The 21,204-nt window shown below is 38.1% G+C and carries 13 protein-coding genes and 2 pseudogenes; 8 read left to right on the top strand and 7 right to left on the bottom strand.

Annotated features, from left to right (window positions below):
- Window positions 1-70 precede the first annotated feature (70 nt).
- The gene (locus G6069_RS03660; protein ID WP_197293408.1) at window positions 71-2,374 is read left to right on the top strand and encodes a TonB-dependent receptor family protein; all 2,304 of its coding nucleotides are present in this window, start codon (window positions 71-73) and stop codon (window positions 2,372-2,374) included.
- Window positions 2,375-2,412: 38 nt separating this feature from the next.
- On the opposite strand, the gene fliP is transcribed toward G6069_RS03660, so the two are convergent.
- The gene (gene fliP / locus G6069_RS03665; protein WP_197293409.1) at window positions 2,413-3,159 is read right to left on the bottom strand and encodes a flagellar type III secretion system pore protein FliP; all 747 of its coding nucleotides are present in this window, start codon (window positions 3,157-3,159) and stop codon (window positions 2,413-2,415) included.
- Window positions 3,160-3,254: 95 nt separating this feature from the next.
- On the opposite strand from fliP, the gene glmU reads away from it, so the two are divergent.
- The 7 genes from glmU (at window position 3,255) to G6069_RS03700 (ending at window position 10,612) form a co-directional block, all read left to right on the top strand.
- Entirely contained in the window at window positions 3,255-4,556 is a 1,302-nt protein-coding gene (gene glmU, locus G6069_RS03670) for a bifunctional UDP-N-acetylglucosamine diphosphorylase/glucosamine-1-phosphate N-acetyltransferase GlmU (RefSeq protein ID WP_197293410.1), read from the top strand.
- Between the two features lie 289 nt (window positions 4,557-4,845).
- Complete coding sequence (locus G6069_RS03675) at window positions 4,846-5,166, top strand: pantothenate kinase (RefSeq protein ID WP_197293411.1); 321 nt, start codon at window positions 4,846-4,848, stop codon at window positions 5,164-5,166.
- A gap of 39 nt (window positions 5,167-5,205) precedes the next feature.
- Window positions 5,206-5,700 carry a hypothetical protein gene (locus G6069_RS03680; protein WP_197293412.1) on the top strand — a complete coding sequence of 165 codons (495 nt, stop codon included), beginning with the start codon at window positions 5,206-5,208 and terminating at the stop codon, window positions 5,698-5,700.
- A gap of 165 nt (window positions 5,701-5,865) precedes the next feature.
- Complete coding sequence (locus tag G6069_RS03685; RefSeq protein WP_197293413.1) at window positions 5,866-8,232, top strand: ribonucleoside-diphosphate reductase subunit alpha; 2,367 nt, start codon at window positions 5,866-5,868, stop codon at window positions 8,230-8,232.
- 61 nt (window positions 8,233-8,293) lie between these two features.
- On the top strand, window positions 8,294-9,241 hold the full coding sequence (locus G6069_RS03690) for a Gfo/Idh/MocA family protein (RefSeq protein WP_197293414.1): 948 nt from the start codon (window positions 8,294-8,296) through the stop codon (window positions 9,239-9,241).
- 121 nt (window positions 9,242-9,362) lie between these two features.
- Complete coding sequence (locus tag G6069_RS03695; RefSeq protein WP_197293415.1) at window positions 9,363-10,130, top strand: sulfite exporter TauE/SafE family protein; 768 nt, start codon at window positions 9,363-9,365, stop codon at window positions 10,128-10,130.
- Window positions 10,130-10,612: a methylated-DNA--[protein]-cysteine S-methyltransferase gene (locus G6069_RS03700; RefSeq protein WP_197293416.1), complete on the top strand. Its 483-nt coding sequence runs from the start codon at window positions 10,130-10,132 to the stop codon at window positions 10,610-10,612. The genes G6069_RS03695 and G6069_RS03700 overlap by 1 nt, the downstream gene beginning before the upstream one ends.
- 86 nt (window positions 10,613-10,698) lie before the next feature.
- Here G6069_RS03700 and xerH read toward each other — a convergent pair whose 3' ends face one another.
- The 6 genes and pseudogenes from xerH to G6069_RS03725 form a co-directional block, all read right to left on the bottom strand.
- Window positions 10,699-11,769: a tyrosine recombinase XerH gene (xerH, locus tag G6069_RS03705; protein WP_197293417.1), complete on the bottom strand. Its 1,071-nt coding sequence runs from the start codon at window positions 11,767-11,769 to the stop codon at window positions 10,699-10,701.
- A gap of 20 nt (window positions 11,770-11,789) precedes the next feature.
- Window positions 11,790-12,165: pseudogene (locus G6069_RS07965) on the bottom strand (hypothetical protein); the annotation flags it as partial.
- A gap of 298 nt (window positions 12,166-12,463) precedes the next feature.
- Window positions 12,464-13,636, bottom strand: a complete 1,173-nt coding sequence (locus G6069_RS03710) for a pyridoxal phosphate-dependent aminotransferase (RefSeq protein ID WP_147780964.1) — start codon at window positions 13,634-13,636, stop codon at window positions 12,464-12,466.
- Between the two features lie 159 nt (window positions 13,637-13,795).
- Window positions 13,796-14,608 (bottom strand): outer membrane protein, encoded by an 813-nt coding sequence (locus tag G6069_RS03715; RefSeq protein WP_079369389.1) that lies wholly within the window; start codon window positions 14,606-14,608, stop codon window positions 13,796-13,798.
- Between the two features lie 222 nt (window positions 14,609-14,830).
- Window positions 14,831-16,273: a P-loop NTPase fold protein gene (locus tag G6069_RS03720; RefSeq protein ID WP_197293418.1), complete on the bottom strand. Its 1,443-nt coding sequence runs from the start codon at window positions 16,271-16,273 to the stop codon at window positions 14,831-14,833.
- A pseudogene (locus G6069_RS03725) lies at window positions 16,270-21,099 on the bottom strand (type ISP restriction/modification enzyme). The gene G6069_RS03720 and the pseudogene G6069_RS03725 overlap by 4 nt, the downstream one beginning before the upstream one ends.
- Window positions 21,100-21,204: the final 105 nt, after the last annotated feature.

Raw genomic sequence — 21,204 nt, forward strand, 5'->3', positions numbered from 1 at the left:
TAGAACTAATAATGGTTATTATAAATTTCACCTTGTTGTAAAAAAGAACATTTTTCATAAAAGGTGGTAAATGAAAAGAATTTTAGTCTCTTTGGCTGTTTTGAGTCATAGCGCGCATGCTGTCAAAACTCATAATTTGGAAAGGGTGGAAGCTTCAGGGGTGGCTAACGATAAAGAAGCGCCTTTAAGCTGGAGGAGCAAGGAAGTTAGAAACTATATGGGTTCTCGCACGGTGATTTCTAACAAGCAGCTCACTAAAAGTGCGAATCAAAGCATTGAAGAAGCTTTGCAAAATGTGCCAGGCGTGCATATTAGAAACTCTACAGGTATTGGAGCTGTGCCTAGCATTTCCATTAGGGGGTTTGGTGCGGGAGGCCCAGGGCATTCTAATACGGGAATGATTCTAGTCAATGGGATTCCTATTTATGTCGCACCCTATGTTGAAATTGGCACGGTTATTTTTCCTGTAACCTTTCAATCTGTGGATAGAATCAGTGTAACCAAGGGTGGGGAGAGCGTGCGTTATGGCCCTAACGCTTTTGGCGGTGTGATCAACATTATCACCAAAGGTATTCCTACCAATTGGGAAAGTCAGGTGAGCGAGAGGACCACTTTTTGGGGTAAATCTGAAAATGGGGGGTTTTTCAATCAAAATTCTAAAAACATTGATAAAAGCTTAGTTAATAACATGCTTTTTAACACCTATTTAAGAACTGGGGGTATGATGAATAAGCATTTTGGAATCCAAGCTCAAGTCAATTGGCTCAAAGGGCAAGGGTTTAGATACAACAGCCCTACCAACATTCAAAACTACTTGCTAGATTCGTTGTATCAAATCAATGATAGCAATAAAATCACTGCTTTTTTTCAATATTACAGCTATTTTTTAACAGACCCTGGGTCTTTAGGTATAGCTGCCTATAATGAAAATCGTTTTCAAAATAACCGCCCCAATAACGATAAAAGCGGGAGAGCGAAACGATGGGGGGCTGTGTATCAAAACTTTTTTGGGGACACGGATAGGGTAGGGGGGGATTTCACTTTCAGTTACTATGGGCATGACATGTCAAGGGATTTTAAATTTGATTCTAACTATTTAAATGTCAATACCAATCCTAAATTAGGCCCTGTTTATACCAATCAAAATTATCCAGGATTTTTTATCTTCGATCATTTAAGGCGTTATGTGATGAACGCTTTTGAGCCTAATTTGAACTTAGTTGTCAATACCAATAAAGTTAAGCAAACTTTTAATGTGGGCATGCGTTTCATGACGATGGACATGTTCATTAGATCCGATCAAAGCACATGCGAAAAAACAGATATTATCAATGGGGTGTGCCACATGCCCCCTTATGTCCTTTCTAAAACGCCTAATAATAATCAAGAAATGTTTAACAACTATACAGCGGTATGGTTGAGCGATAAAATAGAGCTTTTTGATTCTAAATTGGTGATAACTCCAGGGCTTAGATACACTTTTTTGAACTATAACAACAAAGAGCCAGAAAAGCACGATTTTTCCGTATGGACCAGTAAAAAACAGCGTCAAAACGAATGGAGTCCTGCCCTTAATATTGGCTATAAACCTATGGAAAATTGGATATGGTATGCGAACTACCGCCGCAGTTTTATCCCCCCACAACACACAATGGTAGGCATTACTAGGACTAATTACAACCAAATTTTTAATGAAATTGAAGTGGGGCAACGCTATAGTTATAAGAATCTATTGAGTTTTAATACCAATTATTTTGTGATTTTTGCCAATCGTTACTATGCGGGAGGTTATAGTCCACAGCCTGTGAATGCTAGGAGCCAAGGGGTGGAATTGGAATTGTATTACGCGCCGATTAGGGGTTTGCAATTCCATGTGGCTTACACTTACATTGATGCGTGCATCACTTCTAACGCTGATGATATTGCTTATTATTTTACAGGCATTGTCAATAAACCCTTTGACATTAAAGGGAAGCGTTTGCCTTATGTGAGTCCTAACCAATTCATATTTGACATGATGTATACTTACAAGCACACGACTTTTGGAATCAGTAGCTATTTTTATAGCCGCGCTTATAGTTCCATGCTCAATCAAGCTAAAAGCCAAACCGTGTGCCTGCCCTTAAACCCAGAATACACAGGAGGGTTAGAGTATGGTTGTAATTCAGTGGGGTTATTGCCCTTGTATTTTGTGTTGAACGTTCAAGTAAGCTCAATCTTATGGCAAAGCGGTAGGCATAAAATCACAGGGAGTTTGCAAATCAATAACCTTTTTAACATGAAATATTATTTTAGGGGAATTGGCACAAGCCCTACAGGGAGAGAGCCCGCACCAGGACGCTCCATTACAGCGTATTTGAATTATGAGTTTTAAATTAATTTCAAGCTTTTATAGCTTGAATGTTTTTAATATCAAACCATTTTAAAACTCGCCACTAAATTTTCGGTTAATAAATTAAACCCATCCACTAAAATAAACACTAAAATTTTAAAAGGCAGAGAAATCATTACAGGCGGGAGCATCATCATGCCCATCGCCATTAAAATAGAGCTGATAACCATATCAATCACCAAAAAAGGCAAGTAGAGTAAAAAGCCGATTTGAAACGCTGTTTTCAACTCGCTTATCATAAATGCCGGGATCAAAACGCTCAAACTCACCTCATCAGGGGTTTTAGGGTTAGGCAGGTTTCTGATCCTAAAAAAAAGCGCTAGATCCTTTTCTCGTGTGTTTTTAAGCATGAATTCCTTGAAAGGCAGAGCGCTTTTTTCAAACGCTTCGGTGTAAGAAATCTTTTTATCCATATAAGGCTTGATCCCTGTATCGTAAGCCTTTTTCAAGCTAGGTTCCATGATGAAAAAAGTCAATATCAAAGAGAGCGAGACTAAAATTTGAGTGGGTGGGGTTTGTTGCGTGCCTAAAGCGGTCCTTAAAAAAGAAAACACCACGATCAAACGGGTGAAACTCGTCATCACTAAGATCAACGATGGGGCTAAAACTAAAAGCGTGAGCAGGGCGATGACATTAAAGGTGGTTACAAGCTGTTTAGGATCACTAGGAGCGTTTAAAGAGAGGTTGACGCTAGGCAGCGTGCTATCAGCGCTCATTAAAGGGCATATTAAAGGGCAAATGAGAATTAAAAAAATAAAAAAACGCAAATTCTAGCCTTAAATCTTTAATAAAAACAAGGTCAAATTATAAGATAAGGCATGTTAAAATTCCCTAAAATAACCCCATAAATTGAAGGATTTTAATGCTTTCTGTAATCATACTAGCCGCTGGCAAAGGCACTCGCATGCGTTCTAGCCTGCCTAAGACTTTACACACGATTTGCGGAGAGCCTATGTTATTTTACATTTTAGAAGTGGCTTTTTCAATCAGTAATGATGTGCATCTTGTCTTACACCACCAACAAGAACGCATTAAAGAAGCGGTGTTGGAGCGTTTTAAGGGCGTAATCTTTCACACTCAAATCGTGGAAAAATATTCAGGGACAGGTGGGGCTATCATGCAAGAAAATAAAACGCCTATTCTTACCAAACATGATCGGGTTTTGATTTTGAATGCGGACATGCCCTTAATCACTAAAGGCGCTCTCACCCCCTTATTAGAAAGCAAGAATAACGCCATAGGCTTACTGCATTTAGCTGACCCTAAAGGTTATGGGCGCGTTGTTTTAGAAAACCATCAGGTTAAAAAGATTGTAGAAGAAAAGGACGCTAATGATGAAGAAAAAACCATTAAAAGCGTGAATGCTGGCGTGTATGGGTTTGAAAGGGATTTTCTAGAAAAATATTTGCCCCAACTAAACGATCAAAACGCCCAAAAAGAATACTACCTCACGGATTTAATCGCTTTGGGTATTAAGGGGAATGAAAAAATTAACGCTATTTTTTTAGAAGAAGAGTGTTTTTTAGGGGTGAATAGCCAAACAGAAAGAGCGAAGGCTGAAGAAATCATGCTAGAAAGGTTGCGAAAAAACGCCATGGACTTGGGGGTAGTGATGCAATTGCCTAATAGCATTTATTTAGAAAAAGGCGTGAGTTTTAAGGGGGAGTGCGTTTTAGAGCAAGGGGTGCGTTTGATTGGGAATTGTTTGATAGAAAACGCGCATATTAAAGCTTATAGCGTGATAGAAGAGAGCCAGATTGTTAATAGCAGTGTGGGGCCGTTTGCCCATGCGCGCCCTAAAAGCGTGATTTGTGATAGCCATGTGGGGAATTTTGTAGAGACTAAAAACGCCAAACTTCAAGGCGCTAAAGCAGGGCATTTGAGCTATTTAGGGGATTGCGAGATAGGGAAAAACACAAATATAGGGGCTGGCGTGATCACTTGCAATTACGATGGTAAAAAGAAACACCAAACGATCATCGGTGAAAATGTCTTTATAGGGAGCGATAGCCAGCTAGTCGCCCCCATAAATATCGGCTCTAATGTCTTAATCGGCAGCGGCACCACCATCACTAAAGACATTCCTAGCGGTTCGTTGAGCCTTTCACGCCTCCCTCAAATTAACATTGAAAATGGGTATTTTAAGTTTTTTAAGAAGCCTTAAAGAGCTTGAAAAGAATTGTAATGTTTTAAAACTTTATTGAGCGTATTTTTAATGGATTAAAAAGTTCTCTTTTTATCCTTTTGAATTTGCTTCAATAATGAAAAACCCAAAAATTATTATAATTATTTACTTTAATCCTGTAATTTGTGTATAAACAAAACATTTACTTATCTTTTTTGTGATATTTCGCTGATCTGTAACAATGCTTTTAAATAGGATTGTGGTATAAATATTCTTATCAAGGTGTGCCGAACATGCCTTGAATCTCAATTTTATGAAAGGATTTGTTATGAGTGAATTGAAAACATTTAGTTGTGTGTTGGTTTTATGCGGTGCAATGGCTAATACGGCTATAGCTGGTCCTAAAATAGAAGCAAGGGGTGAATTAGGCAAATTTATAGGGGGTGGTGTTGGGGGTTTTGTTGGTGATAAAATGGGCGGATTTGTTGGTGGTGCAATAGGAGGATATATTGGGTCTGAAATAGGCGATAGGGTAGAAGATTATATCCGTGGCGTTGATAGAGAGCCTCAAACTAGAGAACCACAAGCCCCAAGAGAACCTATCCGTGATTTTTATGATTACGGCTATAGTTTTGGGCATGCTTGGTAATCTTAAATGAGCCAAGGTGATGGGGGGAAAGGAAATAATATGGATACTACAAAAGAGAACTTGAATGGCTCAAAAAAGCGTTTGAGCAATACCGAATATCGATGGGCAGTGGCTCTAGTCTATGGGGGATGTCTCTCCATGGTCACTAGCATTCTGTTTGAGATCAATGGTTCAGCTAGCGATTCGACCTTTGACCCTAAAAATAGCTATTATATGTGGCTAACACTCTTAATAGCGACTCTATTGTCTAACCTTTTATTTGACCCACGAGGCAGGGATCGTTATAAATCTTTCCAAGGGTTCCCCAAGTTTTTTAAAGCCATTTTTAAGGCTAGGTTTTTTGGCACGTTTTATGACGCTGTGTTAGGAGCGAGACTAAGGGATTTTTATATGGTGCTTTCAATGATGCCCTTTGCTATCGCTATGCATGAAATTTCAGCGTATTGCGGGCACCCTAGCAACTTTCTTGTAGAGTGTTTGGTCATTTTGGGGTTTCAAGGTTTTCTTAAGCTTTGCGCTAAATTAGGGTGGTGATTTAAGTGCCATTAAATGGAGGGGGTATAAAAAATTAAAAAACTTTAAAACTCATTCTCATTAATAGAACAGATCCAACTTGAACTTTTCTTTTTCTTAAGTTTTTTATTGATACAATTCCAAATTTAAAAAACAAACGATTTAATTCAAATTTAAGGAAAAATTTTGATTACGGTGGTTAAACGGAACGGGCGCATTGAGCCTTTGGACATTACAAAAATCCAAAAATACACTAAGGACGCTACGGACAATTTAGAGGGCGTGAGCCAAAGTGAGCTGGAAGTGGATGCGAGGTTGCAATTTAGAGACAAGATCACTACTGAAGAAATCCAACAAACTTTGATTAAAACCGCTGTGGATAAAATAGATATTGACACGCCTAATTGGAGCTTTGTCGCCTCAAGGCTTTTTTTGTATGATCTATACCATAAAGTAAGTGGTTTTACAGGGTATAGGCATTTGAAAGAGTATTTTGAAAACGCTGAAGAAAAGGGCCGCATCCTTAAGGGCTTTAAGGAAAAATTTGATTTAGAGTTTTTAAATAGCCAGATCAAGCCTGAAAGGGATTTCCAATTCAATTATTTAGGGATTAAAACCTTGTATGATCGTTATTTGTTAAAAGACGCTAACAATCACCCTATTGAACTGCCCCAACACATGTTTATGAGCATTGCGATGTTTTTAGCGCAAAACGAACAAGAACCTAACAAAATCGCTTTGGAATTTTATGAAGTTTTAAGCAAATTTGAAGCGATGTGCGCAACTCCCACTCTAGCGAACGCTCGCACCACCAAGCACCAGCTAAGCTCATGCTATATTGGCAGCACGCCGGATAATATTGAGGGGATTTTTGACAGCTATAAGGAAATGGCGTTATTGTCTAAATACGGCGGGGGGATTGGCTGGGATTTTTCTTTGGTGCGCTCTATTGGGAGTTATATTGATGGGCATAAAAATGCGAGCGCTGGCACGATCCCTTTTTTAAAGATCGCTAATGATGTGGCGATTGCGGTGGATCAATTAGGCACACGAAAGGGTGCGATTGCGGTGTATCTGGAAATTTGGCACATTGATGTGATGGAGTTCATTGATTTAAGGAAAAATAGCGGCGATGAAAGGCGAAGAGCGCATGATTTATTCCCGGCTCTTTGGGTGTGCGATTTGTTTTTGAAAAGGGTTTTAGAAGATGCGATGTGGACTTTGTTTGACCCTTATGAGTGTAAGGATTTGACTGAGCTTTATGGGCAGGATTTTGAAAAACGCTATTTAGAGTATGAAAAAGATCCCAAAATCATTAAGGAATACATTAACGCTAAAGATTTATGGAAAAAAATCTTAATGAATTATTTTGAAGCCGGCTTGCCTTTCTTAGCCTTTAAAGATAACGCCAATCGGTGCAACCCAAACGCTCATGCAGGAATCATTCGATCCAGCAATCTGTGCACGGAGATTTTTCAAAATACCGCACCCAACCACTACTACATGCAAATAGAATACACCGATGGTGCCATAGAGTTTTTTGAAGAAAAAGAGTTGGTAACGACAGATAATAATATCACTAAATGCGCTAACAAGCTCACTAGCACGGATATTCTAAAAGGCAAAAAAATCTATATCGCTACTAAAGTCGCTAAAGATGGGCAAACGGCGGTGTGTAATCTAGCGAGCATCAATTTAAGCAAGATCAACACCGAAGAAGACATTAAAAGGGTTGTGCCGATCATGGTTAGGCTTTTAGACAATGTGATTGATTTGAATTTCTACCCTAACCGCAAAGTCAAAGCCACTAATTTACAAAATAGGGCCATAGGGTTAGGGGTTATGGGTGAAGCGCAAATGCTCGCAGAACACCAAATCGCTTGGGGGTCTAAAGAGCATTTAGAAAAAATTGACGCTTTAATGGAGCAAATCAGCTACCATGCGATTGACACGAGCGCGAATTTAGCGAAAGAAAAAGGGGTTTATAAGGATTTTGAAAATTCAGAATGGAGTAAGGGGATTTTCCCTATTGATAAAGCCAACAATGAAGCCTTAAAGCTCACCGAAAAAGGGCTTTTCAATCACGCTTGCGATTGGCAAGGTTTGAGGGAAAAAGTCAAAACTAATGGCATGCGTAATGGCTATTTAATGGCGATCGCTCCCACAAGCTCCATTTCTATTTTAGTAGGCACAACCCAAACGATTGAACCCATTTATAAGAAAAAATGGTTTGAAGAAAATTTGAGCGGGCTAATTCCTGTGGTAGTGCCTAATTTGAATGTAGAAACATGGAATTTTTACACATCAGCCTATGATATTGACGCTAAAGATTTGATTAAAGCAGCGGCCGTGCGTCAAAAATGGATCGATCAAGGCCAAAGCATCAATGTGTTTTTACGCATAGAAAACGCTAGCGGTAAAACCTTGCATGAAATCTACACGCTCGCTTGGAAATTGGGACTCAAATCCACTTATTATTTGCGCAGCGAAAGCCCTAGCATAGATGAAAAAAGCGTGTTGGATCGCTCGGTGGAGTGTTTTAATTGCCAATAATATAAGCTTAAATAAGCTAATCTTTGCTAAAATGAGATTCAAAATTATTTAAGGAAGATGAATGCTTTTTGCTATGATTGGTTCAGGGGAGTTTATCGCGCCCAAGCACTTGCAAGCGATTAGAGATACAGGGCATTTTTTGGATTGCTCTTTTGATGTTCATGATAGCGTGGGGGTTTTAGATGAGTATTTCCCGCAATCAGAGTTTTTTACCAATATTGAAGATTTTGAAAAGCATTTAGAGCAGTCTAGGGCTATGGGTAAAGAAATCAACTATTTGAGTGTTTGCACGCCCACGCACACGCATTTTGATCACATCCGTTTCGGGTTGAGAAACGGCATGCATGTGATTTGTGAAAAACCCTTAGTTTTAGACCCTGGCGAAATACAAGAATTGAAAGATTTAGAGGTGAAACACCAAAAAAGGGTGTTCAGTCTTTTGCCCTTGCGCTTGCATTGCGACACGCTGGCTTTGAAAGAAAAAATTAAGATCGAATTAGACAAAAACCCTGAAAAGGTGTTTGACATCACGCTCACTTATATTAGCGTTCAAGGGAAATGGTATTTTTCTTCATGGCGAGCGGATGTGAATAGGAGTGGGGGGCTAGCCACTCAAATGGGAGTGAATATCTTTGATGCTTTATTGTATTTGTTTGGAGGCGTTAAAGACAAGGTTATCAATAGAGAAGAGCCTGACTGCGTGTGCGGGATACTCTTTTTAGAGCATGCCAAAATAAGATGGTTTTTTTCCATCAATCCAGAACACATGGGAGTGGCTAAAGAAAAGGTTTATCATAAAATGATCCTAGAGGGTGAAGAAGTCAATCTCACGCAGAGCTTTGATAACCTGTATATAGAAAGCTACAAACAGATTTTAGCTCAAGGGGGGTTTGGCTTGGATGAAGCTACGGCGTCTATTAAATTGGCTTATGAATTAAGGAATCTCTCTCTTAGCGAACCCAATGATGATTCGCATGCTTTGTGTTGCAAAAACAAAACAGACCAATAAAGCACCACTTTTAAAAGCGTTGTTTAGGAGGGTTTGGTATTAGCGTTTGATTAGAATAGGGTTGTTTTTAATTTTCTTTTAGAGAGATTTATAGGGGGTTTTTACTTTTTTAAGGGTTTTTATGGATATTTATGCGTTATACATAGCGATAGGGCTTTTTACTGGCATTCTATCAGGGATTTTTGGCATTGGTGGGGGGTTGATCATTGTCCCTATCATGCTCGCAACCGGGCATTCTTTTGAAGAATCCATTGGGATTTCCATTTTGCAAATGGCGCTTTCATCGTTCGTGGGATCTGTTTTGAATTTCAAAAAAAAATCGCTTGATTTTTCTTTAGGCTTGTTGATAGGGACAGGGGGGCTGATAGGGGCGAGTTTTAGCGGATTTGTTTTAAAAATCGTTTCCAGTAAAATTTTAATGGTTATTTTCGCTCTTTTAGTCGTGTATTCTATGATCCAATTTGTTTTGAAACCCAAAAAAAAAGATTTGATAGCGGATAATAAACGCTACCATTTGCAAGGTTTAAAATTATTTTTAATTGGCGCGCTCACAGGGTTTTTTGCCATCACTTTAGGGATTGGTGGGGGAATGCTCATGGTGCCTTTGATGCATTATTTTTTAGGGTATGATTCTAAAAAATGCGTGGCGTTGGGGTTATTTTTTATTCTGTTTTCTTCCATTTCAGGAGCTTTTTCTTTAATGTATCATCACATCATCAATAAAGAGGTGCTTTTAGCAGGGGCGATTGTGGGCTTAGGATCAGTTATGGGCGTGAGCATTGGGATTAAATGGATCATAGGGCTTTTGAATGAAAAGATGCATAAAGCTTTGATTTTAGGGGTGTATGGTTTGTCGCTATTGATTGTTTTATACAAAATCTTTTTTTGATGACTTTATACCACTACTATTTTAAGACCCCTAAGGGTTTCCCTTTAGAGTATTTGCATTTGTACGCTAATGAGAGCCATTTATTGAGATTGGATTTTGATACGGCCAATTTTTCTCATAACACCCCTATGAATACCCCATTAAAACTCAGCGTTCAAGCCTTAGAGCGTTATTTCTTGGGACAACTTTTTGAATTTGATGTGCCTTTAGATTTGATAGGGACTTTTTTTCAAAAACAAGTTTGGTCTGCGTTAATGACTATCCCTTATGGCAAGACAAAAAGTTATGATGAAATCGCAAAGCTCATCAATAACCCTAAATCTTGCAGAGCTGTTGGCAACGCTAATTATAATAACCCTATTTCTTTGATCGTGCCTTGTCATAGAGTGGTGCGTAAAAATGGCGCTTTAGGGGGGTATAATGGGGGCATAGAAGTCAAAAAGTGGCTGTTAGAATTTGAAAGCAAAATTTTAAATGAGTAAGCTAAAAACTCTTTAATTTCTTAAAAAAATGGGGTTTTAGTTGTTTTATGGTAAAAATCCTTTTTTTAAGGGGGTAAGGGGGTGTTTTAATTTTCTTCCCAAATGCTCGCCGCTTCTTTTAAACGCTCTTTGTCAAAATGCGTGTAAATCCTGCTCGTGTTCAAGCTCGCATGCCCTAGAGCTTCTTGAACCAAAATCAAATCATGGCGTTTTTGATAAAGCAAGGTCGCAAAAGAATGCCTTAACATGTGTGCCCCATTTTTCTCCCGCCTGAGTCCGGCAAAATTGATAATACGCTCCACTTGCTTATACAAATAAGCTTGCGTTAAAGCGCTGCCTTTTTGGTTGCAAAACAATAAATCATTTTTAACGGGATATAATTCCCTTTCTATCAGCCATTCTTTCAAAAGGCTCTCAATGTGGAAAGATTTGAGCATCACCGCTCTGTATTTATCGCCCTTACCTTTAATTAAAATCGTATAACAGCCATTTTCTAAAGTAAAATCCTTTATTTTAAGCTGCAAGGCTTCATTAGAACGCATGCCTGTAAAAACGATGATTTTAATGAGCAGGCGGTTTCGTGCGCGCACTTTAGCGGACATTTCTATTTTATCAATGCTCTCTAAAAATTTTTCTAATTCTTCATTGTTTAAATGAGTAGGGAGCTTGTTGCCCGCGCTTTGATTGGTTCCGCTGATGTTTTTGAGCGTGATATTATAGATATAAGATTTTTCATTTTCATCTTGATTTTGCTTGTCTATATAGCTAAAAAGCCCTAGTAGGGCGATCCGGTAGTTTTTCTTAGTGGCTAAACTCAAACCCCCGGTATAAATACTCAAAAATTCAGCCAACATGACTTCATCAATGCTTTTGAGCGATTTTAAAGAAATCTTTTTGGTGTATTCGTAGAATTTGAGTAGGGGCAGTGCGTAGGTGTTGATCCCTAGTAATCCGGCACTGCGGGCTTTTTTGCAAACTTTTTCCAATTGGCTTGAATTGATGAACGATTGATTGAATTCGTTCAAGCATTCAAAAACCTTGTTTTGATCTTTCACTTGGGAATTAGATAGGCTTGTGCATTTATAACGCAAAAAGCGCCCAATCCATAGCAAAAGATTTTCTATAGGGTCTTTTAATTCTTCTAGGGGGTGTTTCATTGGGGTTTTAGATTATTTTTTCAAACGCCTGTCAGTATATAAGAGCCTTCATTGATAAAGTATATCAACATATTTCCAAAAATGTTTATATACCATTGATTAACATATATTTCTTTCATGTTAGGTAACTTAATATTTTCTAATGCTACTAGGCACTTCAATAGTTAATCTTGATTTTCCGCTTAAGAAGTTATTGCTAACATTAAAGATAAAATGGAATGTGTTATCATGGAAATGGTATTCAATCTTGTCAATTATGGCGGAAGTAAGATTTATCCCATTTACATTCTCTGTAAGACTTACTTCTTGATTGATGAGTTTTACAATAACATTTGATAGATTTATTTGATCTTGTGATAGCAACTTTTTTAAATCCTTTAAATTCTCATCATCCATTCCAAAATCATGACTTTTTGCACTTAGAAGTAAGGCGAGCCATTATTGATTTTGCCAAAAAACATTCGCATTTCTTCCATACCATTCAGAGTTATTGTTGTTATCAAATCTTACTGCCATAATTATTCCTCTATTCCTCTCAAAAATTCATTTAGTTATGAAAACTGCACTTTTCAAACTTTTAAATCTAACCATTATACCACACTATGCCGCTAAACTACAATTAAACTACAATATAAAATTCCAAGATAAAATCCCACAAGATTAACCCCCCCCTTTTTTTTAAATACCAATTTTTTTATCCCTTTGATTTGACAAAGCGAGCGATGCGTTCAATCCCCTTTTCAATCTGTTCTTCTGAGCATGCAAAAGACAAACGGACATAGCCTTCCAATCCAAAAGCCTTTCCAGGCACTAACGCCACGCCTTCTTTTTCTAATAGCTCATGGCAAAATCGCATCGAATCCCCCCCACAAAGACTGCCAATATTAATAAACAGATAAAACGCCCCATCAGGTTTTAAAGCGTTCAGCCCTTCAATCGCATTGATTTTTGCGTGGGCTAAATGACAGCGCTTCTCAAAAGCCTGACGCATCGTTTCAATTTCCTTATCCACTAACCCTTCAAGCGCCACAATAGAAGCCATTTGCGTGATAGAATTGATATTGGAAGTGCATTGGCTTTGCAAGTTGTTCATCAATTTGACTAATTTTTTATCCTTGCTCGCCGCATAGCCCATACGCCAGCCTGTCATCGCCACTGACTTGCTCAAGCCATTAATGGTAATGGTGCGTTTTTTCATCTCTTCGCTCACCGCCGCGCAAGAAACAAACTCCCCTTTATAGACAAGCTTTTCATAAATTTCATCGCTAAGCACCCAAACTTTGGTGTCTTTCAAAACTTCGCCTAAAGCCTCTAACTCCGCCTTACTATAAAGCATGCCGGTAGGGTTTGATGGGGTGGTGAGAATGAGCATTTTTGTTTTGGGGCTTAAGGCGTCTTTAAGCTGTTTGGGAGTGATTTTAAAGTGGCTTTTTTCATCGGTTTGAATGAATTGGCTCACTCCTCCGCTGTATTTCACAAGCTCAGGGTAAGTTACCCAAAAAGGCACAGGGATAACCACCTCATCGCCCTCTTCTATTAAAGCTTGAATCGCATTGAACAAGCTTTGCTTAGCACCATTGCTCACTAGAATTTCACTCGGTTCATAATCCAGGTTGTTTTCTTTTTTCAATTTAAAAGCGATCGCTTTGAGTAATTCAGGGATTCCAGCCACTGGAGTGTATTTGGTGAAGCCGTCATTTAGGGCTTTTATAGCCGCATCTTTAATCGCTTGTGGGGTGTCAAAATCAGGCTCGCCCGCTGAAAAACTCAAAATATCTTTTCCTTGCGATTTCAATTCTTTAGCGAGCGTGCTGATAGCGATCGTTGCGGATTCTGAAAGGGATTGGACTTTAAAAGAATAGGGCATGCTTAATCCTTATTAAATTTTTGGATTATCATAACATGATCAAAAAGATTTTAATTCTAATTTTCAAAAAACTTTCAAAAATATTTCAAAAGAAAGCGGTGGTCTATGGAGAAAACTCTAATTGAAAAACTTCAATTAGAGAAAAACAAGCGTTTTAAATCAGAAATTGTAACGATATCCTACATAAAGGCTGTATTGACGGCGGTAAGTGAAGCTCAAGTTCCCATGGTTAAAATAATAAACATTGATAGTAGGAATCTTCACGCCAAAGTCAAATTCTTGATGCTGACCAATATGGGTGCGAATCCCTAAATTAAAAAGGAACTGGAAAATCGCCGGATCAAGGCTATAAGAGGTGTGCTTATAAGGGCTTTTAGTTTCCAAAAAGGCCCCTGTCGTATTACCCCAAGAGTTACCCGCGATTTGAGCCCCAAAAAAGAAACCAAAACTCGCATCCTCTTTATTAATGACATTGTATAAAGTGTCAATACCCACACCATAAGTGAACATGTCAGACAGATTGCCCATAGTCCCTACTTTGGTCGCGCATGGCTCATTGAGTTTGCACACCCCACCATTATCTGATGTCAAAGCGTTCGCTCCAAACACGGCATGCCCATAATCCATAAAGCCGTAATAGCGCGCACCAAACCATCTCTTCTCCCCAAAAAACTGCTTATAACCCACAGTAAGCCCTAAGCCTTGCATAACGGCCAAATAGTCGGTTTTACCCACAGGGAACTTAGGGTAGTTAAATTCACTGCTTTTGGGGGGGTTTTTAACGCTTTGCGAAGCCTGACCGACTTGATAGCTGATCCCCAAATACCAAGCGTTTTTCTCGCCTTTCACTGCTTTATAGTCTTTTGGCTTTTCCAATTGCTTTTGCACTTCTGTGCTACCTTCTGCTGCCAAAAGACTATTACCTAACACTACCGATAAACAGAGCGTTTTAAACACTACAAACTTTTTCATACAACATTTTTCCTTCTAAAAGTCTACATTTCGTATAATAATAACATAATAATCTATAAAAAACCTAAATTCTTAAGAAAAACACCCCTAAAACTTAAAATTTTAAATTTTCTAGGGGGTTTTAGCGGTTTGGCTCGGTGATTTTTTCTGTTTTTGGGGGGATTTTGGGATAAGTCGTTTAGGATAGTTGGAAAAATGCGTTTTTTAATTTGAGAAAATCAATTAAAGTGGGTGGTTGTATGAATATAAAAGAAAATCTTTTGGAAGATTGATGTCTAGTTGCTCAATTGTATATTTTAGTGGCAAACTAAAAGTGTGATCGTTGATCCAAAAATATTCCCCCAAATCTTGCTGATTTTCATTGCGATATTGGGATGCACTTTTATACCATTTTTCCATTAATTCCAAACATTCATCTCTATGATTTTCCATAACTGCCCTTAATAAAAAATTAGAGTTATAATTAAGAATTCTAAAACCAAAAATATAAGGGAAAGCTTTGAGATTGTCTTTATTTTCAAGAAAAAACTCAATTGATGCCTCTTCAAAGTCTTTGCTTGTTTGACATGTTTTTAAAAAATCATTGTGGTATTTTGTATCTTGAATGATTTTATTTGTCATGTTTTTAAGGCAATTTTGGAGTTCTTTTGGATTATAAGAAGCGTTTGTTTTTATACTCTCTATACCATTTTTTATTGTTAGTGATTGTTGCTCCATCACTTCTTTAAAGATTGTAGAGTTTGGAGAAAAGAGATTTGTTATTGGTCTTAGATCTTTAGGTGGAATAAAATATTTATCATATAAATTAAAATAGTATATATATAATATTGAATATAGTAAATATTGGTATATTTTTTTAAAGTCATCATTTGGATATTCTTTTAGTTGCAATTCATCATATATATTATTTAATTTCTGAAATGTTCTAAGATTGATTGTGTTATCATCAATATTGAAAATATCTTTCATATAGGGATAAGCTTCAAAATCAGTTTTAATTGGATGATCGCCCATTACTTCAATTTGTTCTTTTGTATAAGGAGAAAAGTTAAAAATTCTGTCAAAAACTTTTTCACAATAAGCATCAAATATTTTTCTTTTTTGTTCATTCTGTGTCTCATCAGTAAAGAGCTTAAGGTTATTGTAAATCGCAATAACACAACACCCCTTATGTTCCTTGAGTTCAGAAATCAACCCCAAAATATCTTGCGCTTGAATCTTATCAGATAGTCTTTCAAACTCATCAATACACACAATGGTATTTTCCATATGCTCTTTTTTAAGCATTTTAAATAAAAAATCAACATTAACATTTATTTTTACTCCAAAATGCACACTAAGAAATGAAAGTATCCCATTAATGATGTTTCTTATTGAATTAGTTTTTTGTTTTTCAGCGCTTAAAAATTGAGCGACTAGATCTTCAATGATCGCTTGCTCATCTTTTTTTCCAAAAACAGAGGTGTAAATGGGATTTTTTTTAAGTTCTTCTCTAATGAGTGGAGCTAATCCATTTTTCCATAAATAGGTTTTTCCTATCCCCCACTCCCCATTGATGGCAATAGCGACAGGCTTATTTTGATCCTCGCTCTTTTTTAGAAGCTCAATAATTTTTTCTTTTAAGATCTCTCGCTCTTTAATTTCTATGATACTATTTTCGCTCACTCAAACCTCTTCTCGCTAATTTTTTCAATCAAATCCACGCTTTTTTCAGAGAGTTTGATGACCCTACAAAGGAGTTCAAAAATATATTGGCCGCCGGCGTAATCGTTCGGGTTGTTTTCAATCAAGCTGTCTTTATCTTTAGTGATTGAATAGCGTTCGATCACCCAGTCAATCGCACTCTTGCCATTCACCACATAGTCAAAGGCTTTTTTGGGGATTTGAGTGATGGTGATATGGTGGTTGTATTGGATGCGATCCCCTTTTTTATCCTTTTTCATTTGGATCACATCATAATAACCCTCCACTTCGGCGCTCTCTAGTAGGTTATGTTTAACGCTCTTGTGCATTTCCCCGCTCTCATAATTCAAGTGCAATTCGGCCAATTCTTTGCCAAGCATAGAGAGTTCTTTAAAATCTTCGCTCAAAGCGATTCGCGGCGCTTCTTTGGCGAGGGAATTTTTGTATTTTTCCAAATAGCCTTTATGGTGGAAAATCGCATAAATGTAGTAAAAAATTTCTTCTTCAACGATAGAGTCATCTTGGTAATGCCTCCTGAAGAGGTTGAGCGCATAGCCGCTGATAGCGTTATAGCGATTCCCCAAATCGTCGTAATAATACAAGGGATAAGCTTGGGTGTTCGCCATTGTTTGGATGTCAGTAATCTCGTTTGCAATCAAGCAAGAAAAATTTCTTGAAGCCATTGAACTGGTATTAATCACCACATTCTGAGCGTCTTTGTCCGGGAAAATTTTTGAAAATCGTCTTTGTCTGCTTATTAAATCCTTATCCCAATAAAGCCATTGTTTGTTAAAGGGGCGATACAGGGCTAACCTTGCGCGCTCCATGCCGCTTGCTGGCAGGTTTTCATTGTTGATGAGTTTGTTTTTCAAGTCATCAGTCCAAGAAATTTTCGTTTTATCGGCGGTGATTTATTTATCATTAAGGTGTTTATAAAGTTCGGCTGATTTAACGCCTTTGGCGCGTTGTTTGAAAGCTTCCCTAAAAACCTCATTGAAGCGCTTCAAATCAGCGTTGTAGGTGTCAATGCATGTTTGCACCGATTGGGTTAAAATTTTTGGAGAAAAGTTATACACCCAAGGATCACGATTAGTTGCCACCCCATTAGAATTGAGATCAAAAATAGTATTGAATATTTTGAGTTTTTTGTCTCTTTTCAAAGGGATGAGCTTTTCAAAATCGTCATTCCTTTGGTTGATCCAATCGCCTTTGGCGTTTGGGGTGATCTCCTTAAAAGGCACCGAATCCAGATTTTCAAAACCCGCGAGCAAGTGGAGTTTGGCTTCTCTTTTCAAGTAATCTCCCACTTCATAGTAAAAAATCGTATGATTGGGGGCATCCTTATCTTTCACAAAAAAGATGATCGCTACCGTCGCCCTGGATCCGCTATCAAATATTTTCCCTCCCTCTTTTTTAAAAGTTTCCCCTGAAGTCCTAGCATTGCCCCTCAAATTCAGCGCATAAAGGCGCGAAAATTCTTGTGCCACGCATTTCCTGAACCCATCGCCGCTTTTAGAGTCAATGAAACTCCCGTTCACCACAAAGCCTACCACCCCCTTATCTTTAAGAAGTTGGCTTGCCATGTAGATGCTTTGAATGAGCGTGTCTCGTGTGGTTGCCCCCACTTTGGCGGTGGAATTTTTGCCGTATTTTTCATAAACCCTTTTTTCAAGCTTGGGGTGTGAAAGGTTTTGGTTGTTATCGTTTTCGCTTTTAGCGCCGGCTGAATAAGGCGGGTTGCCGATGATGACTCTAATGTTTTGCTTTTCCATGGTGGTTTTGATGTCTTTGTTTTCTTTCAAATCCTCATATAAAGGGAGCGCCCCTTTGTTTGTTTTTTCTTCCAAATAATCCAGGCTGTCCGTGAGCGCGATGTTTTTGAAATTGTTTAACGAGCTGTCCCTATTTTGCGCGGCTTGGGTGATATTGATTAAAGCGATGTAATAAGATAAAAGCACGATGTCAAAAGCGAACAAATTTTTTTGAAATTTCTCTTTTAAGGCTTCATCACTAATGAGATTATTTTCTTTAGAAAGCAAACGGGCGATAAAACTCCCGGTGCCGGTGAATGGGTCAAAAATCGTGATGCTTTGATCGTTAAAATCCGTGTTGAAATGCTTTTTCAAAATGCCGTTAGTGGCCCTTAAAATGAAATCCACCACCTCTATAGGCGTATAAACGATCCCTAGTTTTTCGCTTTGCTTTTTAAAGGCTTCTTTAAAGAAAGTGTTGTAAAGGTTTTTAATGAGTTCTTGCTGGCTTTTTTGGCTTTTGGCGCGCGTTGCTTCGATTTTCACGCTTTCATAGAGGTTTTTAAGATCTTTGGTTTCTCCTTCTAAGCCCAAGCTAGAGAGTTTTAAAACCATTTTGTCCAAGGCTTTAGCGATAGGGTTTTTTATATTGTCCCCAAAAATCGCATCAAAAATGGGCTTAGTGATGACGTGAGAAGTGATCATGTCTAAGGCTTCATCTTCTTTGATGTTTTGATGGATATTTTCCCTTAAGGAATCCAAAAAGCCGTGGAAAATTTCAGGGTTTTTGCCAAAAATGTCTTTTAGGCGCTCATTCAAGGTCCTTGCGATATTGCCCGTTTTTTTAGCGAAATTTTCCCAATAATTCCTGTCCCCTAATTTAGTGGGCATGACGTTATACACGGCGTTCGCTAGATCTTGAAGCAAGATAGCGTCAAAAAGGGTTTTTTGGGCTTGTTTGGGATCGTTTTGATGTTCGGTTTTATCTTTTTTTAACTCTTCATCATCGTCTGGATTGCTTTCATCATTACTTCCAAAGATTTTGATTTTTTCTTTGAAAGTGGCTTCATCAACCAGGCTTGGGTCATGGCTTCTTAAGGCTTTTATCACTTTCCAAATGTTTTTGAAATTGGTGTTATTGACGGCTTCATCCAGGTTTTGGATTTCACTCTCTTCTAAAGCGATAGGCAAAATGATATAGCCTCTTTTCTTGTGTTTGGCTTTTCGCATCACCCTACCCACCGCTTGGATAATATCCACCATAGCGCTTTTGCCATCAAAAAAGACAATGCTATCTAATGCCGGGACATCCACCCCTTCGCTCAAACACCTGGCATTACTTAAAACCTTACAAGTGTTAGGTTGGAATTTATTTAATTCTTCTAATTTGTTAAGTCTCTCCTTACAATTCATGGTGCCATCAACATGATCGATGCTGATTTTTAGGTTTTTAAAACTCTTTTTCTTCAGCTCTTCATCATAGCATTCCATGATCGTTTCAAAGGAGTCTTTGATATTCTTACTCGTTTGTATGCTTTTACAAAAGCTTATGGCTCTTTGAGAAACAAAGGTGTCTGCTTTGTTTTTCAAGTCGTTGTCTTCTTTGTTTTCATCGTTTAAAACGATTAGATCCTGCTTGGCTAACCCTTTATGCGTGCCAACGATCTTACAAACAAATTCGTTATTGATGAGCTTTTTATCCAATTTAGTGCCTTCGGCTTTGAGCTGGCTGATTTTCTTATTCACGCTGTTAGTAACGCCGCTTAAATTTTCTTTTCGCACCGCTAAAATGATGACTTTGTAATCGGTTAAGAGATCTAAAGCGATCGCTCTTTCAAAATTGAGCGTATAGATTTCTTCGCCAAAAGTCTGCACATCATCCATAGAATAGATAACGTTATCTTTCTCTTTGGCTTTAGCTTTGGAGCTTTCGCTATACACTTTAGGCGTGGCGGTCATGTAAAGGCGTTTTGTAGCTTTGATATTTCCATCGCTGTGGCAAAGCGTGAAAGCGTTTTTATCGTCCCTTTCATTATTAGAATACATAGCCCCTACCGTTTTGTGGGCTTCATCGCAAATGATGAGATCGATTCCATTCAAACCCGCTTCTTGCGCTTCTTTAATACGCAACGCGCTTTGATAAGTTGAAAAAATAATGAAGCGCTTGTTTTCTTTTTGCGCTTTTTCATGAACGCTTAAAATGTCTTCAAGGCGAGTGGAGGGCTTTAAAGGGAGCTCAGAAAATTTAATATCGTCATTGTCTTCATTCTTACTTTGCCCGGTTTTATCATCGCTGCACACGATAGAAGCGTAAAAAGGCTCGCTTTTTTCTTGCGCGTATTCCCTAAAAGTTTGAGAAAGCAAAGCGATGCTGGGCGCTAAAAAAAGCATGATCTTAGGGTCTAAAGCTTCCATGATTTTTAAAGAAGTGTAGGTTTTGCCGGTCCCGCATGCCATAATGAGCTTGCCTCTGGTGTTTTTAGGGTCAGAAAAATACTTTTTGGTTTCTTCAATCGCTTCCATTTGGTGAGGGCGTGGCTTTTTCTTATCGCATAAGGGGATTTCGCCTTCGGTTTTTGTGGGATCAAACTTTTCCCAATCAATACGAGAATAAATGAAATCCTCTTCAGTGATTTCATCAATGTCAATCCCCATTCCTGTGCTTCTGATTTGCTCAATTGCTTTAAGAGCTTCAGAGGTTAAATTAGAAGTGGAGATGATGATCCCTTTTTTAAACCTGACCTCCCCCACCCCGCTTTGCAATTGGGTTAAAAAAGGTGAAATATCGTTATACGAGATGCTGTTTTGATGGAATTTGCATTGCACGGCGATGTATTCTTTGTTTGAGGTCGTAATGACTATATCAATCCCCTTATCGCGCTCCTTCCCCCTTAATTCCCAATCATACCAAAGATCAATAGACTCGTATTCGTTAGCGCTGTCATGCTCTTGTAAAAATTGCTTAGAAATTTTTTCAAACAAGCTCCCTTTATGGCGTTGGTTAGGTATGGCGTGCAGTTTTTCTTTGATGAGTTCGTAGGCGCTGATTTCTTGCATTTTTCATTCCTTATAGTGGTGTTAAAGCTCTGTATTATATAAAAAAATAGGATTTTAATTAACTTGCTTTATCGTTTTAGATTTCATTTTATTGTAAAATTCTTA

Origin of the sequence: Helicobacter pylori (genome assembly GCF_017594925.1) — a bacterium.
Lineage (GTDB): Bacteria > Campylobacterota > Campylobacteria > Campylobacterales > Helicobacteraceae > Helicobacter > Helicobacter pylori_DP.

Excerpts from the sequence above, each read along its gene's own strand:
- G6069_RS03660 (WP_197293408.1), top strand. The coding sequence starts at position 71 with ATGAAAAGAATTTTAGTCTCTTTGGCTGTTTTGAGTCATAGCGCGCAT.
- glmU (WP_197293410.1), top strand. The coding sequence starts at position 3,255 with ATGCTTTCTGTAATCATACTAGCCGCTGGCAAAGGCACTCGCATGCGT.
- G6069_RS03675 (WP_197293411.1), top strand. The coding sequence starts at position 4,846 with ATGAGTGAATTGAAAACATTTAGTTGTGTGTTGGTTTTATGCGGTGCA.
- G6069_RS03680 (WP_197293412.1), top strand. The coding sequence starts at position 5,206 with ATGGATACTACAAAAGAGAACTTGAATGGCTCAAAAAAGCGTTTGAGC.
- G6069_RS03690 (WP_197293414.1), top strand. The coding sequence starts at position 8,294 with ATGCTTTTTGCTATGATTGGTTCAGGGGAGTTTATCGCGCCCAAGCAC.
- G6069_RS03695 (WP_197293415.1), top strand. The coding sequence starts at position 9,363 with ATGGATATTTATGCGTTATACATAGCGATAGGGCTTTTTACTGGCATT.
- G6069_RS03700 (WP_197293416.1), top strand. The coding sequence starts at position 10,130 with ATGACTTTATACCACTACTATTTTAAGACCCCTAAGGGTTTCCCTTTA.
- xerH (WP_197293417.1), bottom strand. The coding sequence starts at position 11,769 with ATGAAACACCCCCTAGAAGAATTAAAAGACCCTATAGAAAATCTTTTG.
- G6069_RS03710 (WP_147780964.1), bottom strand. The coding sequence starts at position 13,636 with ATGCCCTATTCTTTTAAAGTCCAATCCCTTTCAGAATCCGCAACGATC.
- G6069_RS03715 (WP_079369389.1), bottom strand. The coding sequence starts at position 14,608 with ATGAAAAAGTTTGTAGTGTTTAAAACGCTCTGTTTATCGGTAGTGTTA.